The organism is Pseudoalteromonas sp. ECSMB14103, assembly GCF_000813065.1.
GTDB classification, from domain to species: Bacteria; Pseudomonadota; Gammaproteobacteria; order Enterobacterales; family Alteromonadaceae; genus Pseudoalteromonas; species Pseudoalteromonas marina.
The window spans coordinates 67296-88986 of the sequence record NZ_JWGY01000003.1 but is presented as its reverse complement, the minus strand read 5'-3'; the positions used below and the strand labels follow the sequence as shown (position 1 = coordinate 88986).

Annotated in this window: 16 protein-coding genes; 10 read left to right on the top strand and 6 right to left on the bottom strand. The window is 40.4% G+C overall.

Going from position 1 to position 21691, the window contains the following annotated elements; translation table 11 throughout:
• Positions 1–245: 245 nt before the first annotated feature.
• Together RF53_RS08200 and dgt are read right to left on the bottom strand one after the other, a co-directional pair.
• The gene (locus RF53_RS08200) at positions 246–1856 is read right to left on the bottom strand and encodes a hypothetical protein (RefSeq protein WP_039037274.1); all 1611 of its coding nucleotides are present in this window, start codon (positions 1854–1856) and stop codon (positions 246–248) included.
• 168 nt (positions 1857–2024) lie between these two features.
• Entirely contained in the window at positions 2025–3491 is a 1467-nt protein-coding gene (dgt, locus tag RF53_RS08195) for a dGTPase (RefSeq protein ID WP_039037273.1), read from the bottom strand.
• Positions 3492–3682: 191 nt separating this feature from the next.
• Here dgt and RF53_RS08190 point away from each other — a divergent pair, with 191 nt between their 5' ends.
• Entirely contained in the window at positions 3683–4906 is a 1224-nt protein-coding gene (locus RF53_RS08190) for an alkaline phosphatase family protein (RefSeq protein WP_039037272.1), read from the top strand.
• A 126-nt stretch (positions 4907–5032) separates the two neighbouring features.
• Here the strand turns inward: RF53_RS08190 and RF53_RS08185 are convergent, their stop codons facing one another.
• Positions 5033–5776, bottom strand: coding sequence for a zinc-dependent metalloprotease family protein (locus RF53_RS08185; RefSeq protein ID WP_006793508.1), 744 nt, complete (start codon positions 5774–5776; stop codon positions 5033–5035).
• A gap of 159 nt (positions 5777–5935) precedes the next feature.
• Positions 5936–6634, bottom strand: coding sequence for a hypothetical protein (locus RF53_RS08180; protein WP_039037271.1), 699 nt, complete (start codon positions 6632–6634; stop codon positions 5936–5938).
• Positions 6635–6988: 354 nt separating this feature from the next.
• Between RF53_RS08180 and RF53_RS08175 the strand changes: the two genes are divergently transcribed.
• Complete coding sequence (locus RF53_RS08175; protein ID WP_039037270.1) at positions 6989–8146, top strand: benzoate/H(+) symporter BenE family transporter; 1158 nt, start codon at positions 6989–6991, stop codon at positions 8144–8146.
• Positions 8147–8698: 552 nt separating this feature from the next.
• Here RF53_RS08175 and hemH read toward each other — a convergent pair.
• Positions 8699–9718, bottom strand: coding sequence for a ferrochelatase (hemH, locus tag RF53_RS08165; protein ID WP_039037268.1), 1020 nt, complete (start codon positions 9716–9718; stop codon positions 8699–8701).
• Positions 9719–9792: 74 nt separating this feature from the next.
• Positions 9793–11127, bottom strand: coding sequence for an HD domain-containing phosphohydrolase (locus RF53_RS08160; protein WP_008133193.1), 1335 nt, complete (start codon positions 11125–11127; stop codon positions 9793–9795).
• Positions 11128–11371: 244 nt separating this feature from the next.
• Between RF53_RS08160 and RF53_RS08155 the strand changes: the two genes are divergently transcribed.
• The 8 genes from RF53_RS08155 (at position 11372) to arfA (ending at position 21402) form a co-directional block, all read left to right on the top strand.
• Positions 11372–11737, top strand: coding sequence for a response regulator (locus RF53_RS08155; RefSeq protein WP_008133194.1), 366 nt, complete (start codon positions 11372–11374; stop codon positions 11735–11737).
• Positions 11734–12309, top strand: coding sequence for a chemotaxis protein CheX (locus RF53_RS08150; RefSeq protein WP_006793514.1), 576 nt, complete (start codon positions 11734–11736; stop codon positions 12307–12309). The genes RF53_RS08155 and RF53_RS08150 overlap by 4 nt, the downstream gene beginning before the upstream one ends.
• Positions 12309–13586, top strand: coding sequence for a PAS domain-containing sensor histidine kinase (locus tag RF53_RS08145; protein ID WP_039037267.1), 1278 nt, complete (start codon positions 12309–12311; stop codon positions 13584–13586). The genes RF53_RS08150 and RF53_RS08145 overlap by 1 nt, the downstream gene beginning before the upstream one ends.
• Before the next feature lie 295 nt (positions 13587–13881).
• Positions 13882–15888 (top strand): EAL domain-containing response regulator, encoded by a 2007-nt coding sequence (locus RF53_RS08140; protein WP_039037266.1) that lies wholly within the window; start codon positions 13882–13884, stop codon positions 15886–15888.
• A complete protein-coding gene (locus tag RF53_RS08135) occupies positions 15885–17012 on the top strand; it encodes an HDOD domain-containing protein (protein WP_039037265.1) in 1128 nt (375 codons plus the stop codon). The genes RF53_RS08140 and RF53_RS08135 overlap by 4 nt, the downstream gene beginning before the upstream one ends.
• A 115-nt stretch (positions 17013–17127) precedes the next feature.
• The gene (locus RF53_RS08130) at positions 17128–18039 is read left to right on the top strand and encodes a sensor histidine kinase (protein WP_039037264.1); all 912 of its coding nucleotides are present in this window, start codon (positions 17128–17130) and stop codon (positions 18037–18039) included.
• 250 nt (positions 18040–18289) lie between these two features.
• Positions 18290–20830 carry a TonB-dependent receptor plug domain-containing protein gene (locus RF53_RS08125; RefSeq protein WP_039037263.1) on the top strand — a complete coding sequence of 847 codons (2541 nt, stop codon included), beginning with the start codon at positions 18290–18292 and terminating at the stop codon, positions 20828–20830.
• A gap of 371 nt (positions 20831–21201) precedes the next feature.
• On the top strand, positions 21202–21402 hold the full coding sequence (gene arfA / locus RF53_RS08115) for an alternative ribosome rescue factor ArfA (RefSeq protein WP_006793520.1): 201 nt from the start codon (positions 21202–21204) through the stop codon (positions 21400–21402).
• Positions 21403–21691: the final 289 nt, after the last annotated feature.

Below are 21691 nucleotides of genomic sequence, written 5' to 3'. Positions count from 1 at the left end.
TAAAGCGCAAGGTAAACTTTGTTTCATAATTAAAAGCTTCGCTTTTCGCGCAAGCAAGCTTTGCGCCTACGGTGTTTGTTGCAAGCGCTGGTATTTAATTACAGATCTTGAGCTTGCTCACGTTAGAAGTAAAGTTTCCCATTATTAAGCACATTCACTACCTCTAAAAGCGCAGCGTCTCTTACCCTCTTTGTGAATAATGGGTTTTTAGGGCTTTAATGCACAAAGAGGAGTGAGTGAGGTTGCTACTCTTTTGTTTGTAGCTTTTTAGCGCGTTCTTCTGCGTCTATTAGTGCTTGTGATTTAGGGGCGCGTTGTTTTTCTTCTATTTTGGGTATTTCGGCTGAGTTTGGGTCCCAACTTGCATCAAGTGATAGGTTGGCAAATGGATTGCTGGTATCTGCTTTTTTAGGCTCAGCTGCAGGGGGGGCAGGCTCGGCTTTTGCCTCAGATGACTCTGGTTGAATTGTTTCACGGGTGTTTTGTGGCGCTGGTGGCTCCGGCTCAGTTTGTGTTGGCTCTGTTTTACGCGGTTTTTTCTTTTTGCCGGGCAGTGGTGCATTAGGATCGAAGGTGCGTACTTCGGGCTCTTTAAAGTCGTGTTCCGTTTTAAATGCAGGCGCTTCTGGCTCGGATTTATCTAATTTAGTAGGTGTACTTGTTGGTAGCGGCTCAGGTGTTTGCTCTGCTGGTTGTTCAGTTTTTTCAACAGGCTCTGCTGATGTTGGCTCTGGTTTTACTGGGCTGTGCTTGCGCTGTTTTTTTACAGGTTTTGCATCTGGATCAAAGTCGCGTACTTGCGGTTCATTAAAGCTGCTGGCGTTTTTAATACGCTCTAACGTAGTTTTAGCTGCGGCTTCAAACTCGGCGGTATTAGGTTGTGGTTTTTCTTCGCTTGGTTTGTCATTACTAACTGCGTCGTTAGTAGGGGCTTTTGGCTCGGCTGCTTCAGTAGCCAATTGCTCACTGGGTGCCGGTGTTTTGTGTGTGGTTTTTGGTTGCTGTTGCTCTGAGGTTACATTAGCTGTTTGTTTTTCGGCGCTTTGTGTATTTTGTGTTTGCGTACTAACTGCTGTAACGGCTGCGCTGGCATTGGTTTGTTTTGCGCGGCGCAAACGAATGATCACCATTGCGCCAATAAGCACAACTAGTACTAATACAAAACTTGGTAATAATAACGAGCTAGGTTGCTCGCGCGCTGGTTGTGGGGCAATCACTGGCGCTGGTTTTATCACTGGCGCTACTGTTAGCTCTGAGGGTTGTTTAACCGGTGTCGCTTGCTCTGTTACTTGGCTTTGCGCTGGCTCTTGTACTTTTTTTGATTCTTCCTCAAGCACTTGTGCTGAAGCTTGTTCTCGTTTTTGAGTTGTTATTGGCTCTGCTAGCGTTTGGTTGTCAGCTGTGTTGTTAGGCTCGTTTTTTTCAGTAGGTGTAGGTTGTGTAGGCTCTACATTAATGGTTACTTCGCTTGCGTTAGCGTCAATCATGTCGCTAATTTGCTGTTTTTGCTCATCGGTTAAGTTAAGTGTTTTTTCGTCTATTAGCCCATCGGTGGTTTGGTTGGTGGGCTCAATAACCGGAGCAGGTTGCACATTGTTTGGTTGTGGTTGGGTTACTATTACGCTTGGCTCTGGCTCTTTTACTACTGGTTTAGACTGAGTAAGTACTTGCTTAGGTTTGTTGCAATGTTTTTTATAGTCACGCGCCGCTTTACGGTATTTTTCGCTTGTTTTGTTATTACTGTATTGCTGTACTTCTTGCTTTATAAGTATGCACATTGCTTCGTTATAAGCAGCGCTATTAACACTATAAAATAAGGCAAAACAAAGTGTCAGGCGTGTGAGTAAAGTGGTCATAAGGGCGGTTAGCGTTTAAACATTAATAAGTTGATTTTAAGCGTAAAATTAAAAATTATCTAGGGGAGTATTACGCTTAATGGCGGGCGATTATGGCTAAGCTTATTTGCTTTAATATTAAAGCTTAGCCAGGCAGTTAATAAATGGCGCTGAGTGAGCGCTATTTTATTAGCTTATTACCATTAGGCTGCGGTATTCGTCGTAGGCAAATTGGTCGGTCATGCCGCTAATGTAATCTTGAATTAGCCGGCATCGGTAATAAAATTCGTAGGCTGCAAAGTGGTCGGGCTCTTCTTGCATGGCGTCTATGGCATGTTGGTAGCTGTTTAGGTGCTTTTTAGAGAGTTTTTTAACAAGCCTTGATTCTATTAGTAGGCGTTTGTCGCCATTTAGTGCGCGTTTAAAGTCGTCGCTTGTTAATTGCAGTAGTGGTTTGTAGCTGTCGAGTAGGCCGTTAATAATTCTGTAGCCTTGTAGCTCAAGCTTTTCAACTTCTTTATCTGAAAACACATGCGCTTGAGCAACTTGTTTAAGCGTTTGTGTTACGGCGTGCAAGTGGCTTCGGTCTTCTAGTAGGGCATGGTTAAAGTCGCCGTGATAAATGGGTTCTATGTTTTCTATAAAGCGTTTTGCGGCATGGTTAACCAGCGGGTGCAGCAGAGCTACACGCAGGTATATAAAAAATTCGCTATTAAAGTTATATGGTTGTGCTTTGCCACGCTCTAGTGCGTAGTTTACCGCTTTGCTAACAAAGTCTTGGTGTTCGGTGTCGTCAATGGTTAGGTTTATAAGTACTTTTTGATAGTGATTTTTAAGCACGGTGCACAGTAGCTCAATGGTTATTATGCCTTTTTCTACGGCGTCTTCTATGTCGGCTAGGCAGTACGATATATCGTCGGCGGCTTCCATTATGTAACTGGCCGGATGGCGACAGTAAGGCTCTATGGTTAACTCGTTTTGTAATGCTTCAATAAAGGCTTTTTCACTGTAGTAGTAGCCTACTTTTTTCATTAAGTAGTTTTTATTTTGGGGTATGTCTTTTACATCAAGCCCTGCTGGGCGGGTGTATTTTAAAATACCTGCACTTTGGCTGTAGGTTAGGTTAAGGGTTTGCAACGAGTGAATAATACGAATGCCTTGGGCGTTGCCTTCAAAGTTGCAAATGTCTTGCGCTAGGTGCTTAAAAATAACGCCTATGCCGGTGTTTGGCTCGCGGCATCGCTCGGGAGTTACACTGGCTAAATTAGTATTAAACCAGTGGTTTATTGCGGCTTCGCCAAAGTGGCCAAAAGGTGGGTTGCCAATGTCGTGCATTAGGCAAGCCATTTCTACTAGGCTTTCGAGTGGGCGTTCTAGGTCGGTTAAGCCATAATCTTTTTGTTGCTCAAAGCTTAAGTTGGCAAAAATACGCTGTACAATAAAGCGGCCAACTTGTTGTACTTCAAGTGAGTGGGTTAACCTTGAACGCACAGCGGCGTTTCGCTCAAGCGGAAATACTTGTGTTTTTTGTTGCAAGCGACGAATAGCGGCGCTGTTCATTATGCGGCCACGGTCGCTTTCGAGCGCCATTTGTAAATTAGAGGTGGTTCGGTACATACGCGCGGGGGTTATTTTTTTACTAAAGTCGATAGTCATCGGTATCCTTGTTTAGTGGCGATGACTGGCGAGGTAAATGCGCGTTGTCATTCGTTTTTAATACTTACTAGTTAATATATACACCTAGAGGAGTTAGGTACAGGTGCTTGTATCATTTAAGGCCTGGCAATTGTATTATAAAGTTATATTTTTCAGTATTTAACGTATTTTAATGTAGGCGAGTATTTGTAATGAAGTATGGATTTGTAAAGGCGATGATGTGGGCACTTTTGGTGTTAACCAGCCATACGGCGTTTGCAGCAAAAGAGCAAACGGTAGTACTTGTGTCGATTGACGGTTTTAGGTGGGACTACATTGAAAAACACGGCGCACCTAATTTAAAAGCTATGGCCGATAAAGGTGTAAGGGCACAAAAGTTAATACCGGTTTACCCCACAAAAACGTTTCCTAATCATATTTCTATTGTGACTGGGTTATTGCCAGTGAATCACGGCATTGTTGATAACAAATTTTGTGACAAAGCGCGTAATAACGAATGTTACAGCATGGGTAAAGCATTTGGCGACAGTACGTGGGTAAAAGGCATTCCGCTGTGGAACTTAGCTAAAATGCAGGGGCTTAAGTCGGCGGCGTATTTTTGGCCTGAGTCGGATGCGCGTTTTAATGGTATGACCCCCGACTATTTTTATCATTATTCTAAGCATAGTGAGTACCAAGGCCGGGTTGACCAAATTATTCAGTGGTTGAGCTTACCTAAGGCGCAGCGCCCTCGCTTTGTTGCGAGTTATTTTTCGTTAGTCGATAGCATGGGGCACGAATTTGGCCCCGATGCGCCACAAACACGCGATGCAGTTAAACAGCTCGATGCGTTAATGGGGCAGTTACACGCGCGTTTAAATAAATTAGAACAAGATGTGAACTTAGTGATTGTGTCGGACCATGGCATGGCGGTTGTTGATCCTGATAAAAGCATTTTGTTAAACACCTTACCTAGTGATGACGGTTTTATAGTTAAAAATACGGGGCCGCGTTTACTAATATATGCAAAACCCGAAACTAGCATAGCCGACATAGCCAATTACAAAGCGCGTTTACGTGAGGCGGCAAATGGCCGTTATACAGTGTTAACTGATGAGCAGTTGGCTGGGTATCACTATAATAAAGGGAGCCGTGTGGGCGATATTATAGTGCAAACTAACGCGCCTGCTGTATTTACCAGTAAGGGTAAATCGACTTATCTTGGCACACACGGTTACGCTTACACAGACGACATGGCAGCCACGTTTATTGCAACTGGGCCTGCATTTAAACAAGGTGTAAGCCTCAAAAAAGTAAATAACCTCGACATTTACCCAGTGCTTGCAAAAGTAATGGGCTTAAAGCTATTAAATAAGGTAGATGGCGATGGCAAAACGTTAATGCCAGCTATTAAGCAAAAGGTTGTTGTGCATTAAAAAGAGCGCATAACGCGCTCCAAAGGGACTAATGCTAATCCGCAAAATATATCACTTAATTAAACGGATTGGACTAACAAAATAACGTAAGCGGGCTAATAAATTGGCCCGCTTTTTTGTGCTCATTTATTTAAAGTTAGCAATACTTGTTTTTGTAGCCGTTACAGTGCGAATTGCGTATGCCTGGTTTGTAATACCGTAAGGAATACCGTTTACGCTCCAATTTGGGTTAGAGAAGTAATCGTACTGTGTTGCGCTACCAAATACTTGTGGGTACGCCATGATACTTGCAAACTCGTTTTGTACACCGTGGCCCATGCCGTCAGTGTAAACACCACCCGATGTATCACCTTGTTTACGTGAATGCGCTAAGCCTTGGTTATGGCCTAGCTCGTGTACAAATGTGCTTGCGCCACAATCAATCGCTGTAATTGAGTACATACGATCGCTCATTGAGCTGTAAAGGTTGCCGTTTGTACCTTGCCCAACCCATGCTAAACCACATGAAATTAAGCCAGCACCTGCACTTTGACCCATACCCAGCACTGCTACCATATCGGCTTTCCAGCCTGTGCGTAGGTTATCTACGTAGCTGCTGTTTGTTACTGCATTAAGCCAATCTTCAGATGGAGTAATTGCGTAGTCGCCTAAGTTTTGCGAGCCCACTAAACGCAGCGTAATGTCTACGCCATTTTGGCTGTAAACTTGATTACTAAACGCAATAAGCTGGTTAATTTTTGTATTAATATTGCTGGTTGCTGCAGCCGATTGGTCGGTATATAAAATACCAATATCGATTGTTTCTGCTTGAGCTGTGCTTGCAGCGCACAATGCAGCTGCTACTGCTGTTTTGATGATTACATTCTTCATTGTTGTATTTCCTTACTCTTGTAGTGGTTAATATAGTTATTATTAAATTTTGCTTAAGCATAACGAGCACGCTTAAGCAGCCATTTAATGGGGCTTAATATAAAAAATTAGGTAATAGCAATCCGCGATAGCACTTAATTAAGCGGGCGGAATAAGTGATTAGCCGTCGGTTTTAGGCGCAAACATATCGCCAGTGTTATCGGTTTTTGGTTGTGGGGCACTTACGTCGTGCTCTATATGGCTTTTATATAAATCGCGTTTAGCTGCTATCCAGCCGTATTGGCCTTTGCTTTCAAATACGTAGTTACCAGAAGGTGCGGTAAATTGACCGTATATAGCGTCTTTCCCAACGGTAAGTACCGTGTTGTGCATACGTCCGTCAACGCCAAGTACTTTTCCAAAAATGCTTTTGTCACCATTGGCCGACTCAATAACGTTAGTGACTTCGGCTGTATAAGTTTCGGTTGTTTGTGGAATAGCTAAATCAAAGTTTTCGCCTGTTTTTAGTGCTTGTAAAGTGGCTAAATCAAACTCTATGTAGGCCTCGTTATTAAGATCGGTAGGCAGTACTTTGGCATTGGTAAGTACTGCTTTGGCACGATCTGATAAGCGGTTTACCGCGTCAAAGCTTTCAAATGGAGCTGTTTGTTCTATTTTTGGCGTGGTTTTTATAGGGTCTTTACTCATATCAATAGGCGCTGGCGCTTTGGTTGTGCGTGTTTTTTGCAGATCAATAGGAACAAAATCGATCGCTATTGGAGCAGTAGGCTCCTCGGCTTTTTTGGTCTCAATTACTCCTTTGTAAATGGCAAATGCGAGTACCGCAGTAGCAATGGCAGCAATGATTAAACGCTTCATTTGTTTCTCTTTTGGTGTTTTTGGTTAACTATTTGTTACGTTTTATACTAAGTGAGTAATTAGATCAAGTTTGGTTTTATAGTATTAATGTATTGTTTTTTGATTTTTTAAGTTGTTGTAAAGTAATGGTTAGCTTGTTTTTAGTACATTTTAGGTATTGCTTTTTGTAGGCTTTATGCGGCCTGCGGCGCTTTTATAGGTACTGGTTTGTTTTTTAAAATGCAATAATTTAAAGGCTCAAAATTTTTTAAAATAAAAATGAAAATAATTCACGATTCTTACACTAATAGTTAATTGCATTGTAAAAATGAGCAACGTATGTTGTGTGCATAAAAATAAATGCAAGAGGGATATATGGCGTTTTCAGATCAATTACTTAACCGAGCAACCGCTGGATTAGTGGCAGTGATTATTGGTTTTGCAAGTTCCATTGCATTAATTTATCAGGTTGTGATCACCCTAGGGGGAACGCCCGACCTAGTTGCGAGCTGGATTTTAATGCTAGGTTTAGTAATGGGAGCAACCTCAATTGGTTTATCTTACTATTACAAAGTTCCTGTTTTAATTGCATGGTCGACCACCGGGGCTGCTTTGCTTATATCAAGTGCACAGGGGTATAACCTAAACGAGGCGGTTGGAGCATTTATGTTTGCCGCGTTGTTGGTTTTTTTGTCTGGTATAACGGGTTGGTTTGAAAAAATAATGAACCGAATACCCAGCGAACTTGCTTGTGCCATGTTAGCGGGCGTGCTGGTTACTTTTGGTATTGATGTATTTAATTTTATGAATGATATGCCCTTAGTTATAGGGTTAATGGTATTGGTTAATTTTGTAGGTAAGCGCTTTTTTGCGCGTTTTGCCATGCTAAGCGTGTTAATTGTGGGGGTGTTATTAGCGTGGCAATTTGGCCATGTAGATACTAGCGCATTGCATTGGAAAATGAGCCACTTTACCTATATTGCGCCTTCGTTTAATTTACAAGCCTGTATAAGTATTGGCTTGCCTTTATATATTGTGACAATGACCTCTCAAAACCTGCCAGGTATTGCTGTGTTAAAGGCGCATAATTACAAAGCGCCTATTTCGGCATCGCTTAATGTGACCGGGCTGGTAAATGTAATTTGTGCGCCATTTGGAGCGTATTCAATTAATTTAGCTGCGATTACGGCGGCTATTTGTATGAGTGATGAGGCTGATAAAAACCCGGATAAACGCTATTGGGCAAGTATTGCAGGCGGTGTGTTTTACATTTTAATGGCGTTGTGTGCTGCAACTTTAGTCGGTTTGGTGGCAAGTCTGCCGCAGGCACTTATTTTGGCCTTAGCGGGTATCGCTTTGTTTGGCACTATTGCAAATAGTTTGCAGCAAGCGTTAACGGGTTCGCAATATACTGAGGCTGCAATAGTGACGTTTTTGGTTACGGCGTCTGATTTAACGATGTTTTCAGTAGGATCTGCTTTTTGGGGAATTATAGCGGGTGTATGTACAGTAATGATCACTCGTAAGGGTTAATGATGGTGGGTTACTTAAAAGCACAGCGTCTTTTAATCTTTTTGTGAATAATGGGCTTTTAATATCGTAATGCACAAAGAGGAGTGAATGATCAGGGCAAAGCCAATGTTTAGTTTGTTTTTGTAGACGTAGAGCTTGCTCACGTTAGAAGCGGCAGCTTCTTGTTATTTAAAAATAAATATAACCACAGAGCACACCGAGGCGCTTTGCGCTACACAGAGTTTAAAAAATATTGGTTTGGTCACTTCTCCTGGCCTTCACTTCTCGGTGGTGAGTTAATTACTTTATACCCCGTAAAAGCGTTGCTTTTAAACGCCAGCAAGCTGCGCGTCTACCAGTAAATTTAGAAATAATGGGCTTATAAAACTGTAATGCACAAAGAGAACAAAATGAGCAGTAAATGAGAAGAGCAAAGCTACTTTATTTAAGTTATTGGTTTTAATAAAGTGTAACTTAACCCTATCTCTAAAAGCGCAGCGTCTCTTACCCTCTTTGTGAATAATGGGCATAAAAAAAGGCGTTAATATTAACGCCTTTTTTATATTGAGTTGATTACAACATTGGTTTTAACACATCAAATATGGCTTCAATGTGGTCGTCTCTGTCGTTTAAAGCTGGGATGTAGCGGTATTTTTCGCCGCCAGCTTCTTCAAATATTTCGCGGTTTTCGCCTTCTAACTCTTCTAGTGTTTCAAGGCAATCTGCACTAAAAGCTGGGCTTATAATTGCCACATCTTTAATTCCTTCGGCTGGCAGGCTTTCTAGTGTTGCATCTGTGTAGGGCTTTAACCACTCTGCTTTACCAAATCGGCTTTGGAAAGTGCTAATGACATTGTCTTTATCAAGGCCAAGCTTTTCAACAACAAGTCGCGTTGTTTGTAAGCAAAGGCAATGATACGGGTCGCCGTTGTCTAAAAATAATTTTGGCATACCGTGGTACGAAAAAACAATTCTTTGTGGCATCCCATTGGCTGCTAGATCTTCGCTTATGCTATTAGCTAATGAATCAATGTAAGTGGTGTTTTTGTGGTAACCGTTTATAAAGTGAAGCTCAGGCACCCAGCGCCATTTGCGTAGCACGTTTGATACGGCGTCAAATGTAGACCCTGTTGTAGGGCTTGAATACTGCGGATACATTGGCATGATAATTATGCGTGTAAGGCCTTTGTCTCTTAGCTCTTCAAGGCCAGCTTCTATTGAAGGGTTGCCATAACGCATGGCCATAACAACTTCGGTGTTTGTGTAGCCTTTTTGCTTTAACAATGTGTTGAGCTTTTCGCTTTGCTGGCGCGTAATGTGCGTGAGGGGCGACCCGTTTTCTGTCCAAATGCTTTTGTATAGCTTTGCTGAACGTTTTGGACGTACTCTTAAAATAATGCCATGTAATATGATCATCCAAACAAGGCGTGGTATTTCTACTATGCGTGGGTCAGATAAAAACTCGCGTAAGTAAATACGCAGTGCCGCGGCTGTTGGGGCGTCTGGGCTCCCTAAGTTAGTAAGCAGTATTCCCGTTTTTTGATTAAAACGCCCGTCGTGGGGATTGTCGGTTACGGCAGAAAATCGCGACACGTTGTGCTCCTTCAAGCAAAGTTATATGTATATTTTAGGCTTATTGTAACGAAAAAAAGCCTGCTTTAGATCAATCATTTAGCGCTTTTAATCATAATTCTAAAGGGGGTTGGTTTTTTTGCTTCAAGTTGTTGTAACTTTTCAATTGATTTACGGCTAAACACATGGCCTTTGGGCAGTAACATAATGCCAGTGTGGCTTTGTATCGAGTTCCCTAATACCATATTTTCTTTAAGCTCTTGAGCATTACAAATAGTGACCGAACCCGCTGTACTTTTCTTCTCTTTCATTTTGTTGTGGCTGGCTTCAAGTGCTCGCACAATTTTTGGATGATAAAACGTACCGCTGTAAAGTTTTATAGTGTCGAGTGCGTGCTGATGATGTTCGGCTTCGTTATCACCCACACTTTGTTCATAGGCTTCCCAGTAATCACGTGCAACGCTTAAAACCATGGCGCCAATGGGTATTTCGTTACCCGAAAGCCCTTTAGGTAACCCGTTGCCGTTATAGCGCTCATATTGATAGTAAATAGCATCAGATACATCGTGTAAATGCAGTGCAGGCATAAGCATTAGCTGCGCGGTGCTTGGGTGTGTGTAAAAGGTTTTGCGTTGTGCTTCGGTTAGTTTATTCACTGGTTTTTTATAAAGATCGGGGTCCATGGCTAGCAATCCTATTTGTGCTAGGTAACCCGCAGTTGGCGCAAGTTCGATACTTTTTTGTGATGCATTTAAGTACAAGGCTATATGCGTACAGGTATTAGCAATGTTTTGTGCTCTGTTACCATCGAGATAAGGGTTTGCATTAATAAAATTGTAGAGCAGTTCTACGGTAGATTTATGCTCGTTTTTTTCTCGTTCATTTGCTTTTTCAAGCTGCCTGAGCACTTGTTTTATTTGCTTTGTACGCTTTTCTACTCTGAGTTCTAACGACTGGTTCAGTTCGGTTAATTGCGCATTTTGTTTTTTGACATGCGCTTGAAGTAGTTCGTTGTGCTTTTTTAAGCGAAACTTTTCAACTGCTGATTTTATAACCCCGATTAAGTGATCGTTTTGCCAAGGCTTTTGAATGTAGGCGTTAATACCCCCATCGTTTACTGCACTAACCGTTGACTCTAGATCAGAATAGCCCGTTAGCAAAATACGTTGAGTATCAGGAGCTAGCTTTTTTGCTTTGGCTAAAAACTCTGCGCCGCTCATTTTGGGCATACGCATGTCACTTATGACCACATCAAACTGTGTGGCTGTCATTTTTTGAAGTGCGTCGTGTCCGTCGGTCGATACAACCACATTAAATTTGTTCATTCGTAACAGCCGTACAAGTGACTTTAAAACACTTGCTTCGTCGTCTAGGCATAAAATGTGGGCAGGTCTGTTGTTAAATTCTTCTAGTTCAGAGGTTTTTTGCATAAAAGTAAAGCCAGCCAAATCTGATATACGGTTAAATTTAGTCTAACCTCGGCTTATAAACAACTGAATTGGCGGATTTTATTAATCGCAACAAACTTTATTAAAGCGTCAATTTAAAATGCATAAAAAACAATTAAAACCCAGCATAAAAAGCGAATTTTAGGCTATTTTTTTTGCAGAAATTACTAATTACTTCTACTCTAAAACAGAAGGTTACGTACTAATATTGTATAGCGAGGACTGTATGCCAATACCGGTTACAATAGCTGATGACTCAGCACTTTCAAGAAAAACAATTAAACGCGCACTTCCTGAAGATTGGGATATTACAATTCACGAAGCCAAAAATGGGGTTGAAGCGCTAGATGCTGTGCATGCCGGGTTAGCAGAGGTACTATTTTTAGACTTGCAAATGCCACAAATGGATGGCTTTGAAGTTCTAAAAGAGCTGCAGCAAGAGCATCAAAAAACCATTGTTATAGTGATTAGCGCAGATATTCAACCTGCAGCACAGGCGCTTGTTAGCTCTATGGGCGCTTTTAGGTTTTTACAAAAGCCTTTAAAAGCCGACCAATTACGCGAAACCTTGCTGGATGTTGGCTTGTTATGATTGAAATAAACGAAGATGAGCGCGATGCGCTTCAAGAAATAATGAACATTTCTATGGGGCAAGCGGCCGATGCGCTTGCTCGACTTATTCAAACCAAAGTGTCTTTGTCAATTCCTGCTATTCAAGCAATGTCTCCTGAAGATTTTCAGGGAATGATTAATAGTCTTTCAAATAACTGGTTTGCACGACAGTCGTTCACGGGCACTATTCGTGGTGAAGTGATAATGAGTATGCATAAAGACGGTTGCAATGCGTTGGCTGAAGTAATGGATTTTGACTTACCGCTTGATGAAGCCGCAACAGAAGAACTTGTTTTAGAAATTACCAATATTTTATCTGCTGCTTGCCTACAAGGCTTTACCAGTCAGCTTGAGTTATCAACGCAATTAAATATGCCTGCGTTTTATTATCCGGTGCAATCTGCTCACAGTAATGAGTGGTCGTCTATTTTAATTATAGAAGTTGAATTTTTTATTGAGCAAATGCAATTCGATGCGCGCATACTCATTGGCTTAAGTGAAGGGTCTATTGAACAGCTGTTAATACCAATCAAAGCCTTATTGGAGGATTGATGGAAAAAAGCGAGTTTGAACGCGTCATTGAGCAACTTCCTATTGGTGCCTGTATTATAAATCAGGATATGACAATCACTTTCGCTAACCCTACGTTTTTAGGTGGATTAACTATTCGCCAACCCGATTTAGTTGGCCAACCCCTATTAACTGTATTTGAAGAACAAGCGCGTTTTTTAAAACGTAAAATTGACAGTGTATTTATTTTAAAAAACCCAAGCTTTAGTTACTGGCAACAACGCCCCCATGTATTCCCCATGCGAAGCAGTCGCCCTATTACCGGGGATGAGTCGCAAATGTACCAAAATGTGCAATTTATGCCGCTATCAAATGAAAATGCAGAGGTTACGCATGTCAGTATTTTTGTGACAGATGTAACCGCAGAGGCCAGTTATTTTATTCAGCAATCTGATTTAAAAAATGCGCTAGAAGACGAGCACCAACAATTAAAGGCACTGCATCAAGAGTTAAAAGTAGCGCAAAAGAAAATGCTGCAATCAGAAAAAATGGCGTCTATAGGTCAGTTGGCCGCAGGGGTTGCACATGAAATTAATAACCCAATAGGGTTTGTGAGCTCAAACCTAGAAACGCTCAAGGATTATGCATTAAAACTAATAAAAACAACGCAGACGCAAAAAAAAATCATTGTAAAACAGGCTGACGATCGCTTTATTAAATTACTTGAGGATGTATACGAACGCCAGGGTGTTGACTTCATAATAGAAGATTTACCGGAGCTACTCGATGAGTCGCTAGATGGTGCAGAGCGAGTTAAAAAAATTGTTAATAGCTTACGAGATTTTGCATTAAGCGATGAAGAAAGCTGGATGGAAGTAGACTTATGCGCTGAGATTGAGTCGACGTTAATTGTGTTAAAGAATGAGCTCAAATATAAAGTTCAAATTGAAAAGCAGTTTCCTGCAGAGCCTGTTTTTTTATGGGGTAAGGCAAGTAAAATACGGCAACTCTTGTTTAATACTATTTTAAACTCGTTACAAGCGATGGTTTCTGGAGGAACACTGACCATTGAGTGTAAGCAAGAACAAGACAAAATAAAGCTTATTATTGAAGACACTGGCGCAGGTATTGCTGAGTCTGATTTAGAGCGAATTTTTGATCCCTTTTTTACAACCAAAGAGGTTGGGCAAGGTACTGGCTTAGGCTTGTCTGAGGTGTACACCATCACTGAAGAGCACGAAGCAAGTGTTGATGTACTGAGTAAAGTGGGTGAAGGCAGTCGCTTTGTGTTTGTTTTCAATACCCCAAAAAGTTCATGAGCTAAAAAAACAGCGCGAAGAGAGGTGTGTTTTGTGACTAAAGGTTGATTGAATAGTGTTGCTGGTATTGTTTATTATTAGCTAATTATATTGGGTTGGTATTTTTTATTATATTAATTCTTTATGGTTGGGTTGGTGGTTTGTAGATAGCAAGTGATATATTTGCATTAGGGTTACATGTTATTTAAATGTAAGTTACTGTTACCCTATCATTTTAATGACGGCAGGCGTTTTAAGTACTGTTGTATTAACTGTTTTGATCTTTTTTAAGATTGAATAACAATAGGAGCCAATAGTGGAACCTAGTATCCTTTTGGTTGATGATGAAGTTAATGTTTTGCGCTCTTTACGGCGTGTATTGCAGCGTGCCGGCTTTAAGGTAAGTGTAGCCGAAAGTGGCCCTGAGGCGCTTGAATACTTAAAAACAAGCGACGTATCTATTATTGTGACTGACTACCGAATGCCTAATATGACTGGGGCTGATTTACTTCGAGAAGTTAAAATTCACTGGCCAGAAATAATAAATATAGTGCTTAGCGGTCATGCTGATTTTAATTCGGTGGTTGAGCTTCTTAACCAAGGACTGGCGATTAAGTTTTTACAAAAGCCTTGGAATGAAAATGAACTGATAACAACCATTCAACAAGCGCAACAACTCTATTGCAAGCGCATTGCAAAGCACGAGCGTGACCAACTGCTTTTAGGTAGCGTTACTGCGCTTATTGAAATAGACGAAAATGGTAAAATAAACCGTTTTAATGCGCCTGCGCAGTCTTTGTTTTCAGGTTTATACAGCTTTGTTGATGATTACATAATTAATATAGACGCACAGCCAAATAAAGACGATTTGACGGCCTTTTTAAGTAATCAAACCAATATGTTATTTATTGCTCGTAAATGCGCAGAAAGCGAAAAAGAATACGAGTTTATTTTGGAACGTTATTGGTCTGATGATTTTTGTCAGTTACTCAAGCTGTCGGTTAACCCTAGTAAGTCGAGCGACAAATTTTTAATAGAAAGCTTTGGTGATTTTTTAATTAAAGAACCTGCTTTTTATCAACAGCTAAATGAGTATGAAAGTGAAAACACTAGCTACACGGTTATTTTTATCGGTATTGCTAAATTCGAACTTATTGCTGATTTATTAGATTACCAAAGCGCTTACGAGTTTACACATTTGCTTGCAAAAGTATTGCACAATACCTTTGGTGAAAAGGTGAGAATGTGTCAAAAGCATTCTAACCAGTTTATGTTATCTGTACCTCACGCAAGTAACGATGCCACATTACTTGCCGCTCTAAATAAAACTATGAGCTTATTTAGCGATGCGATACCCCAGCGTTATAAAGGAATGAGTTTAGAGCTTTATGGGGTTTACGGCATTTTTCCTGAAGATGTTTTGTCGGGCAAGGAACTTATAAATCATCTTAGCCTGAACATGAATTACCTAGCAAAAAAACAGCAACGCTTTTTTACACGCTTTGATGCAGAGTTAGTAAACGATTACCGAAAAAACTTTGAACTAAGTAGGCTGCTTTTTAAAGCAATTGATAACGAAGAATTTAGTTTATGTTTTCAGCCAAAAATAGATTTAAAAACACATAAGGTAAGTGGTGCTGAGGTGCTTATTAGGTGGTACGAACCAACAAAATATGGATGGGTGTCTCCTGGTTTATTTATACCTATTTCAGAATGCGATGGCCAAATTATCGCTATAAGTCGATTTGTAATTTCACAAAGTTTTAAACAGCTTAAGCAATGGAACATGCAAAAAGTTGAAGTAGGTAAACTCGCTATAAACCTTTCTGCTCGGCAAATTAAAGAAGACCCTGAATGGATAGACTTTATGCTTGAGTCTCTAAATGAGAACAACCTCAGTGCATCAAATATTCAGTTTGAGTTAACAGAAACCTACTTAATGGATGATCTAACAAAATGCCAACTGCAAATAACCAGATTAAGAAGCTTAGGGTTTGAAGTCCAAATTGATGATTTTGGTATAGGTTATTCATCACTTGCGTATCTTTCAAAGTTATCAATCGATGGCATAAAACTAGATAAGGAGCTGATAAGTGGTTTAGATTCATCCCTTGAAATGCAAAGTATGATCAGAAACATTGTGCGTATGTCCCATGATCTTAATTTAAAGGTGATTGCAGAAGGAGTCGAGACGGCTCACGAATGTAAATTGGTAGAAAGACTTGGCTGTGATTATATTCAAGGTTTTTATTTTTCTAGACCTTTGCCTGCGGATGAGTTTTATGATTACTTAATAAATACAAATGTGCGCGGTGATGAATGAAAACAATGAGAGTAGTTTTATTTGACGACGAGCTGTTTATATTAAAGGCGCTACATAGAACTATTAACAGAATATACCCCGCTGCTGACGTTATTACGGTGAGTGAAATAAATGAATTTTGGTCTGTGCTTAAAAATAATAAATCAATAGACCTAATTATAAGCGATTACTTAATGCCGCACGTTAATGGATTAGATGTGTTAGAGCGCTGTTTAATTGAAAATTCGTACCCAGTGAGGGCTTTGCTCACGGGGGACTCGTCGTTAACCGAAAAAATGCGTCAATGTAACGTTGTGCATATGTACCTTGCTAAACCATTCAATAAAGACGATTTAATACTTTTGTTTAACAATGTGGCAGAATTAAAAGCACTCCCGTTTTCAGAAAGTATGAGAAGAAAACTGGGGGCAATGTCTAGCTTTCCGGTTTATCCTTCACTGCTGCAAGAGCTCAATACGCTTATTGATAGTGGAGAGTTCGACCTAGTTGAAGTAGCCGAGCTTGTCTCTAAGGAGCCTGTTATTGTTGCTAAGTTGCTGCAACTTGCTAACTCGGCCTATTTGGGCTTTACACGTAAAACAGTTTCTATAGAAGAGGCCGTTTCTCGCCTTGGTACGACTATTTTATTGTCAATTAGTACATCATTATTAATGGCAGAAAATTTGCCTCCTTCTATATCGGCCATCGATCACGAAAAGCAAATACATGTTGCAACACATTATGCTAGTTGTGTTAAAAAATTTGCACAACATATAGGTATGAACTTAAAAGAGCAGGCTTTGCTATTTTCAGTGGCGCTATTGAGTTTTGTTGGTAAATTAATAAATGTTGAAGAAGTGACGGACCAACACAAATTAACTGAGCCTGAGCAAAGTATAAATTACCTTCATGTATCTGCTTATATCATGAAATTATGGGGGCAGAGTACGCAGGTGTGCGCATTAATTTTAAACTCCAATGAGTTAAAAACCCCCGCTGATAATTTGAGTAATACCCTTTATATTGTTCATCAAAAGTTATTTCATAAGCAGTCTAACGAGGCCCTTATTGTTGGTTGTCAGCAACAGGGGATTGGTTCATCCTTTTGTGAGGCAATAAATACGTTTGAGTGGGAAGTGCTTTAAGTCTGCCTGTTTATCGTCAATTTACACATTTATTTACAGAACAAAAAGGAGATCTGGTTGCGTATTTTCAGTTTGGCAACTAAATATTAGTTATACAAGCTATAGGGATACTGGCATGAATGAAGTAGAGAGTCATTTAGAAAGTGTATGTTTAAACGATGAAAAAAAACTTAAGTCGTTACAAAAGCAACTAAGTGAAAAAGAGTCCGAATTAGCACGGTATAAAAAAATGCTTGTCCAAAGTACTAAAATGGCAACACTGGGTACGTTAAGTGTTGATGCGGCTTCGGAAATAAGCACTCCATTGTCACAAGCAATTAATACGATAGATAACCTTAGCCATAGCAGCCCAATAATCTCCACATTATTAAATATAAGCGAGCAATACTTAAACGGTGAACTCAAAGAAAGCCAGTTTAAACACGAGCTCGACTTACTTAATTTACAGCACCCATTTGCTTGGATTGGCAATGACTTGTCGGCCAAAATAAAAGACAGCGCGAGCACCTTAAGGCAGGTTAACTATTGCGTTCAAAATTTACTTAATTTTTCTGAATCTAATGAATGTCATGCAGTGCAGCTCGTGAACGTAGTCGATATTGCTGTAAATATGCTTAAGCTTCTTGAAAGTCAGCTATCGCTGTGTGCTATAAAAACCGATTTTGAAAATGTTCCGCCTATTTATTGTAATTTAGCTTCCATTAATCAGCTTTTTGTTAATTTACTCATTAATGCCCGAGAAGCCTGTGAGCATAATGACACCAAAGGGTGCATTGTTGAAGTGCGTGTTTTTGAACAAAATAGCTTTATTTGTATTGAGATAAAAGATAACGGTTGTGGCATGACAAACCATGTACAAGAACAGATGTTTGACCCTTTTTTCACGACCAAAGAAGTAGGAAAAAATAGTGGGATGGGGCTAACGCTTGTGCACTCAATAGTGCAAGAACACGCAGGAAAGATACAAGTTAACAGCATAATAGAGACAGGTACGTCTATTTTGTGCTCACTTCCTTTAAAAGCATAAGTTAATAAATAAATACTCAATGTAAATAATGTGTTAAGTATTTATTTTGTAAGTTTAATTCCTTGTTTGTATTAATTTTAGTCTTTTTGGTGTGTTTTTTTCTTAGGTTGAACTTTATTTGCATACTTAGGCCTTTAATTTAAAATTTTTCATTTCTTTTTATTTGCTAATGTTGCTAGGATGTTCCTCATTGGCGATGCTAAATCGCTAAATAAACTATAAGAACACACACATAAACAGGGTCGTCACTATGTCAACATATCGTTTAAATACACTTGCAGCGGCAGTTGCATTTGCAGTATGCGCACCAGGCGTTGCTATCGCGCAAGAAGCCCCCGTTCAAGCTGCTAAAAATATTGAACAAATATCTGTATTAGGCTCTCGGGTGTCTAATCGCACCTCAACAGAGTCATCTTCACCAATAGATTTAATAGACTCAGATGATTTAAATAAAGGTGGTTATACTGAGCTTGGCCAAAGCCTACAAGCTACTGCACCGTCATTTAACTTTTCGCGTACGCAGGTGTCAGATGGTTCTGATTTATTTAGACCCGCTACACTTCGTGGTTTACAACCCGATCAAACGCTTGTATTGGTTAATGGCAAGCGCCGTCATAATCAATCTATTTTTGGCCTTAACGGTACTGTGGGGGCTGGTGCTGCGGGCACCGATATGAACGCAATTCCGTTAACTGCGCTTAAAGGCGTTGAAGTACTTCGTGATGGTGCAGCGGCAAAATATGGCTCCGATGCAATAGCAGGTGTAATTAACCTATCACTTAATAATTCAACAGGTGTAACAACTGGCTTTGTTCAGTATGGCGGCACAAGCGAAGGCGATGGCGACACAGTTACCGCAGGTTTAAACCGTGGTTTTGAGTTAGGTAACGAAGGTGGTTTTATTAATTTATCACTTGAATACCGTGATGCTGACGGGACTAACCGTGCAGAACGCGATACGGGTGGTTCGTTAAATGTAGAACCCGGAACGCTTTCAGAGGGTGTTCGCTGGGGACAAGGTAACGCTGATAGCGAATTTACATCGCTGTTTTACAATATGGCACTGCCTGTTGGCGATAGCGAGCTTTACTCGTTTGGTGGGTTCTCAGAACGAAGCGCGTTAGGTAATGGTTTTTATCGTAACTTTAACGAAGCGTCTAAAAACGTGACACAAGTATACAGTGATGGTTTTTTACCGCGTATATACAATGAAGCACAAGACCTTTCATTCGCAATAGGGTTTAAAGGGGACATAAACCCTGATTGGACTTACGATGTGTCGGCTGTATATGGTGAAAACCAATACGACTTTACCTCACGTAATACCTTAAATGCGTCTTACGCTGCCGAGTACTTATTTAATAACCCTGAAGCTAGCGATGCTGATATTGCAGCTAATGCAGGCCCAACCGGTGGCTATTCCGGTGGATTTAGATTTGATCAAACTACATTTAATGCCGATTTTAATGGCATTGTAGATATTGGTCGCAGTGAACCACTATACGTAACTATTGGCGCAGAATACCGTAAAGAAAATTACGAAATAGTACCAGGTAGCCAAGCGTCGTATGCCTGTGGTTTAGCTAATACTGATACTTCTTATCCGTCAGTCAATGACGAAAATCAATTTGCGCAGTGTGGATTTCAGGCGTATAACGGCCTACGCCCAGAAGCGGCAAATAAAAGTGATCGAAATAGCTACGCGATATTTGTAGATGTAGAAACGATGATCACAGATGCATGGAACGTTAGTGGTGCACTGCGCTTTGAAGACTTTTCAGATGCGGGTGACGATTTAATAGGTAAACTAGCGACACGTTACGAGTTTAATGATGACTTTGCTGTTCGTGGTGCGGTATCAACTGGCTTTAGAGCGCCTTCGCTTCAGCAAAGCGGTTATACAGCTTTTACAACCAACTTAGGGTCGGATGGCTCGTTAACTCAGTCGTTTACTGCTAACACAGGCACGGCATTTCCAAGTGCGTTAGGGGTTGATACTTTAGAGCTTGAGACTTCAACTAACTACAGCGCGGGGTTTGTTTACGATGTAAGCAGCGAGCTTTCACTTACAGTTGACTTTTACCGTGTGGAAATTAAGGACCGCATAACGTTAGGAAGTTTGTTATCGGCTGACGACGTATCGTTTAGCCCTGATGCGCTTGCTGCGCTTCAAGCTACAGGTGCAGTACAGGCTAATTACTTCTCAAACTCTGTTGATTCTACTACGCAAGGTGTTGATATTATTGCCTCATACCGTACTGAAATCGACGGTGCTAATTTGGGTGTTACTTTTGCTGGTAATTTGAACGACACTAAAATTGATAACGTTAATGCAGAAGAAGGTATTCCAGAAGCGGTTGCCTTTGATGATTTACAGCGTAGCTTTTTTACTGATGGACAGCCAAGTGAGCGTGCCACGCTGACATTTGATTATGCGCGCGACGCATATACTTCAACGCTTCGTTTTAATTACTTTGGCGAAACCGATGTAAAATACTTTGGTAACGACCATATTTCATTGCCGGGTGAGCTTTCTCCAACGGGGTCGTTTAAACCAACAAGTACAGTTGAATCAGCTGTGTTGGTTGATGTAAACGTAAGTTATGACATTAATGAGATGTTTACGCTTTCGGTTGGTGCCGACAACGTATTTGATGAAACACCCGATGAACTAGGTGATGACGAAGTACTTAACTTTATTACCAATGGTGCGTTTAAATACCCTGTACGTGCATTGCCTTATGGCTTTGACGGGCGTACATATTATGCAAAAGTAAGCTTTGAATTTTAATTACTTGAGCTAAAAACTATTTAACCTGAACTCTGGTTAAGAGATATACCAACATATTTCACCATGATGATATTTAAGCTTATTTCTCTAGCCAGAGGTTTTCAGTGGAAACAAGGCGAATTTACGCGTCAATAGCTAGCCTATTTCAAGTAAATTCAACGCTGTTAGCGCTGGAAATAGCTGCTAGAGATAGATTTATTATCCAGAGTTCAGGTTACTACCAAGCGCAGTTATTTACTGCGCTTTTTTTATGTTTATTTATTATGAAAAAAGAGCGTTGTGTAATGATAAAAATACTTGCAAGCTTGAAAATTAGGCATACAATCGCCACTTCTTAAGGTTCTTATTGTTATAAATAGTTAGGAAATAAAATGGCTAAAAAATCGAAAAGTAAAGCCGCAAATAATAGTGCGGTAGACACCGGTCGAGGTGTTATTAATCATAATGCGCTGGCGGCTTTAGTAACCTCTAAAGTGTTTAAACCTCAAGTGGTAAAAGCTAAAAAAGGCAAAGGCTCGTTTAAACGCAATAACAAACACGTAGGACGAGAGTCTTATTTAATCGCGGCTTAAATAGCACCGATCAAATAAGACTTTTAACTGCCTACTTTTTGCCGCAGCATGCGGGTAAGTGTGTTGTCTTTATCTATAATATGGTGCTTTGAGGCGCCTACGATATGTAAATTTAACGCAATAAGAAGCGCATTTGCTGTATGAGCTCTAGCCCGAACAAAGCACGTCTCAACCTTTTTGTAATTTATTGATCTTTATTAAAAATACACAAAGAGAAGGGAAAGAGGAGTAAATGAGAAGTGAAAGCTGTAGGCGCGAAGCTTACTCGCGCAAGATGCTATTTATTTCT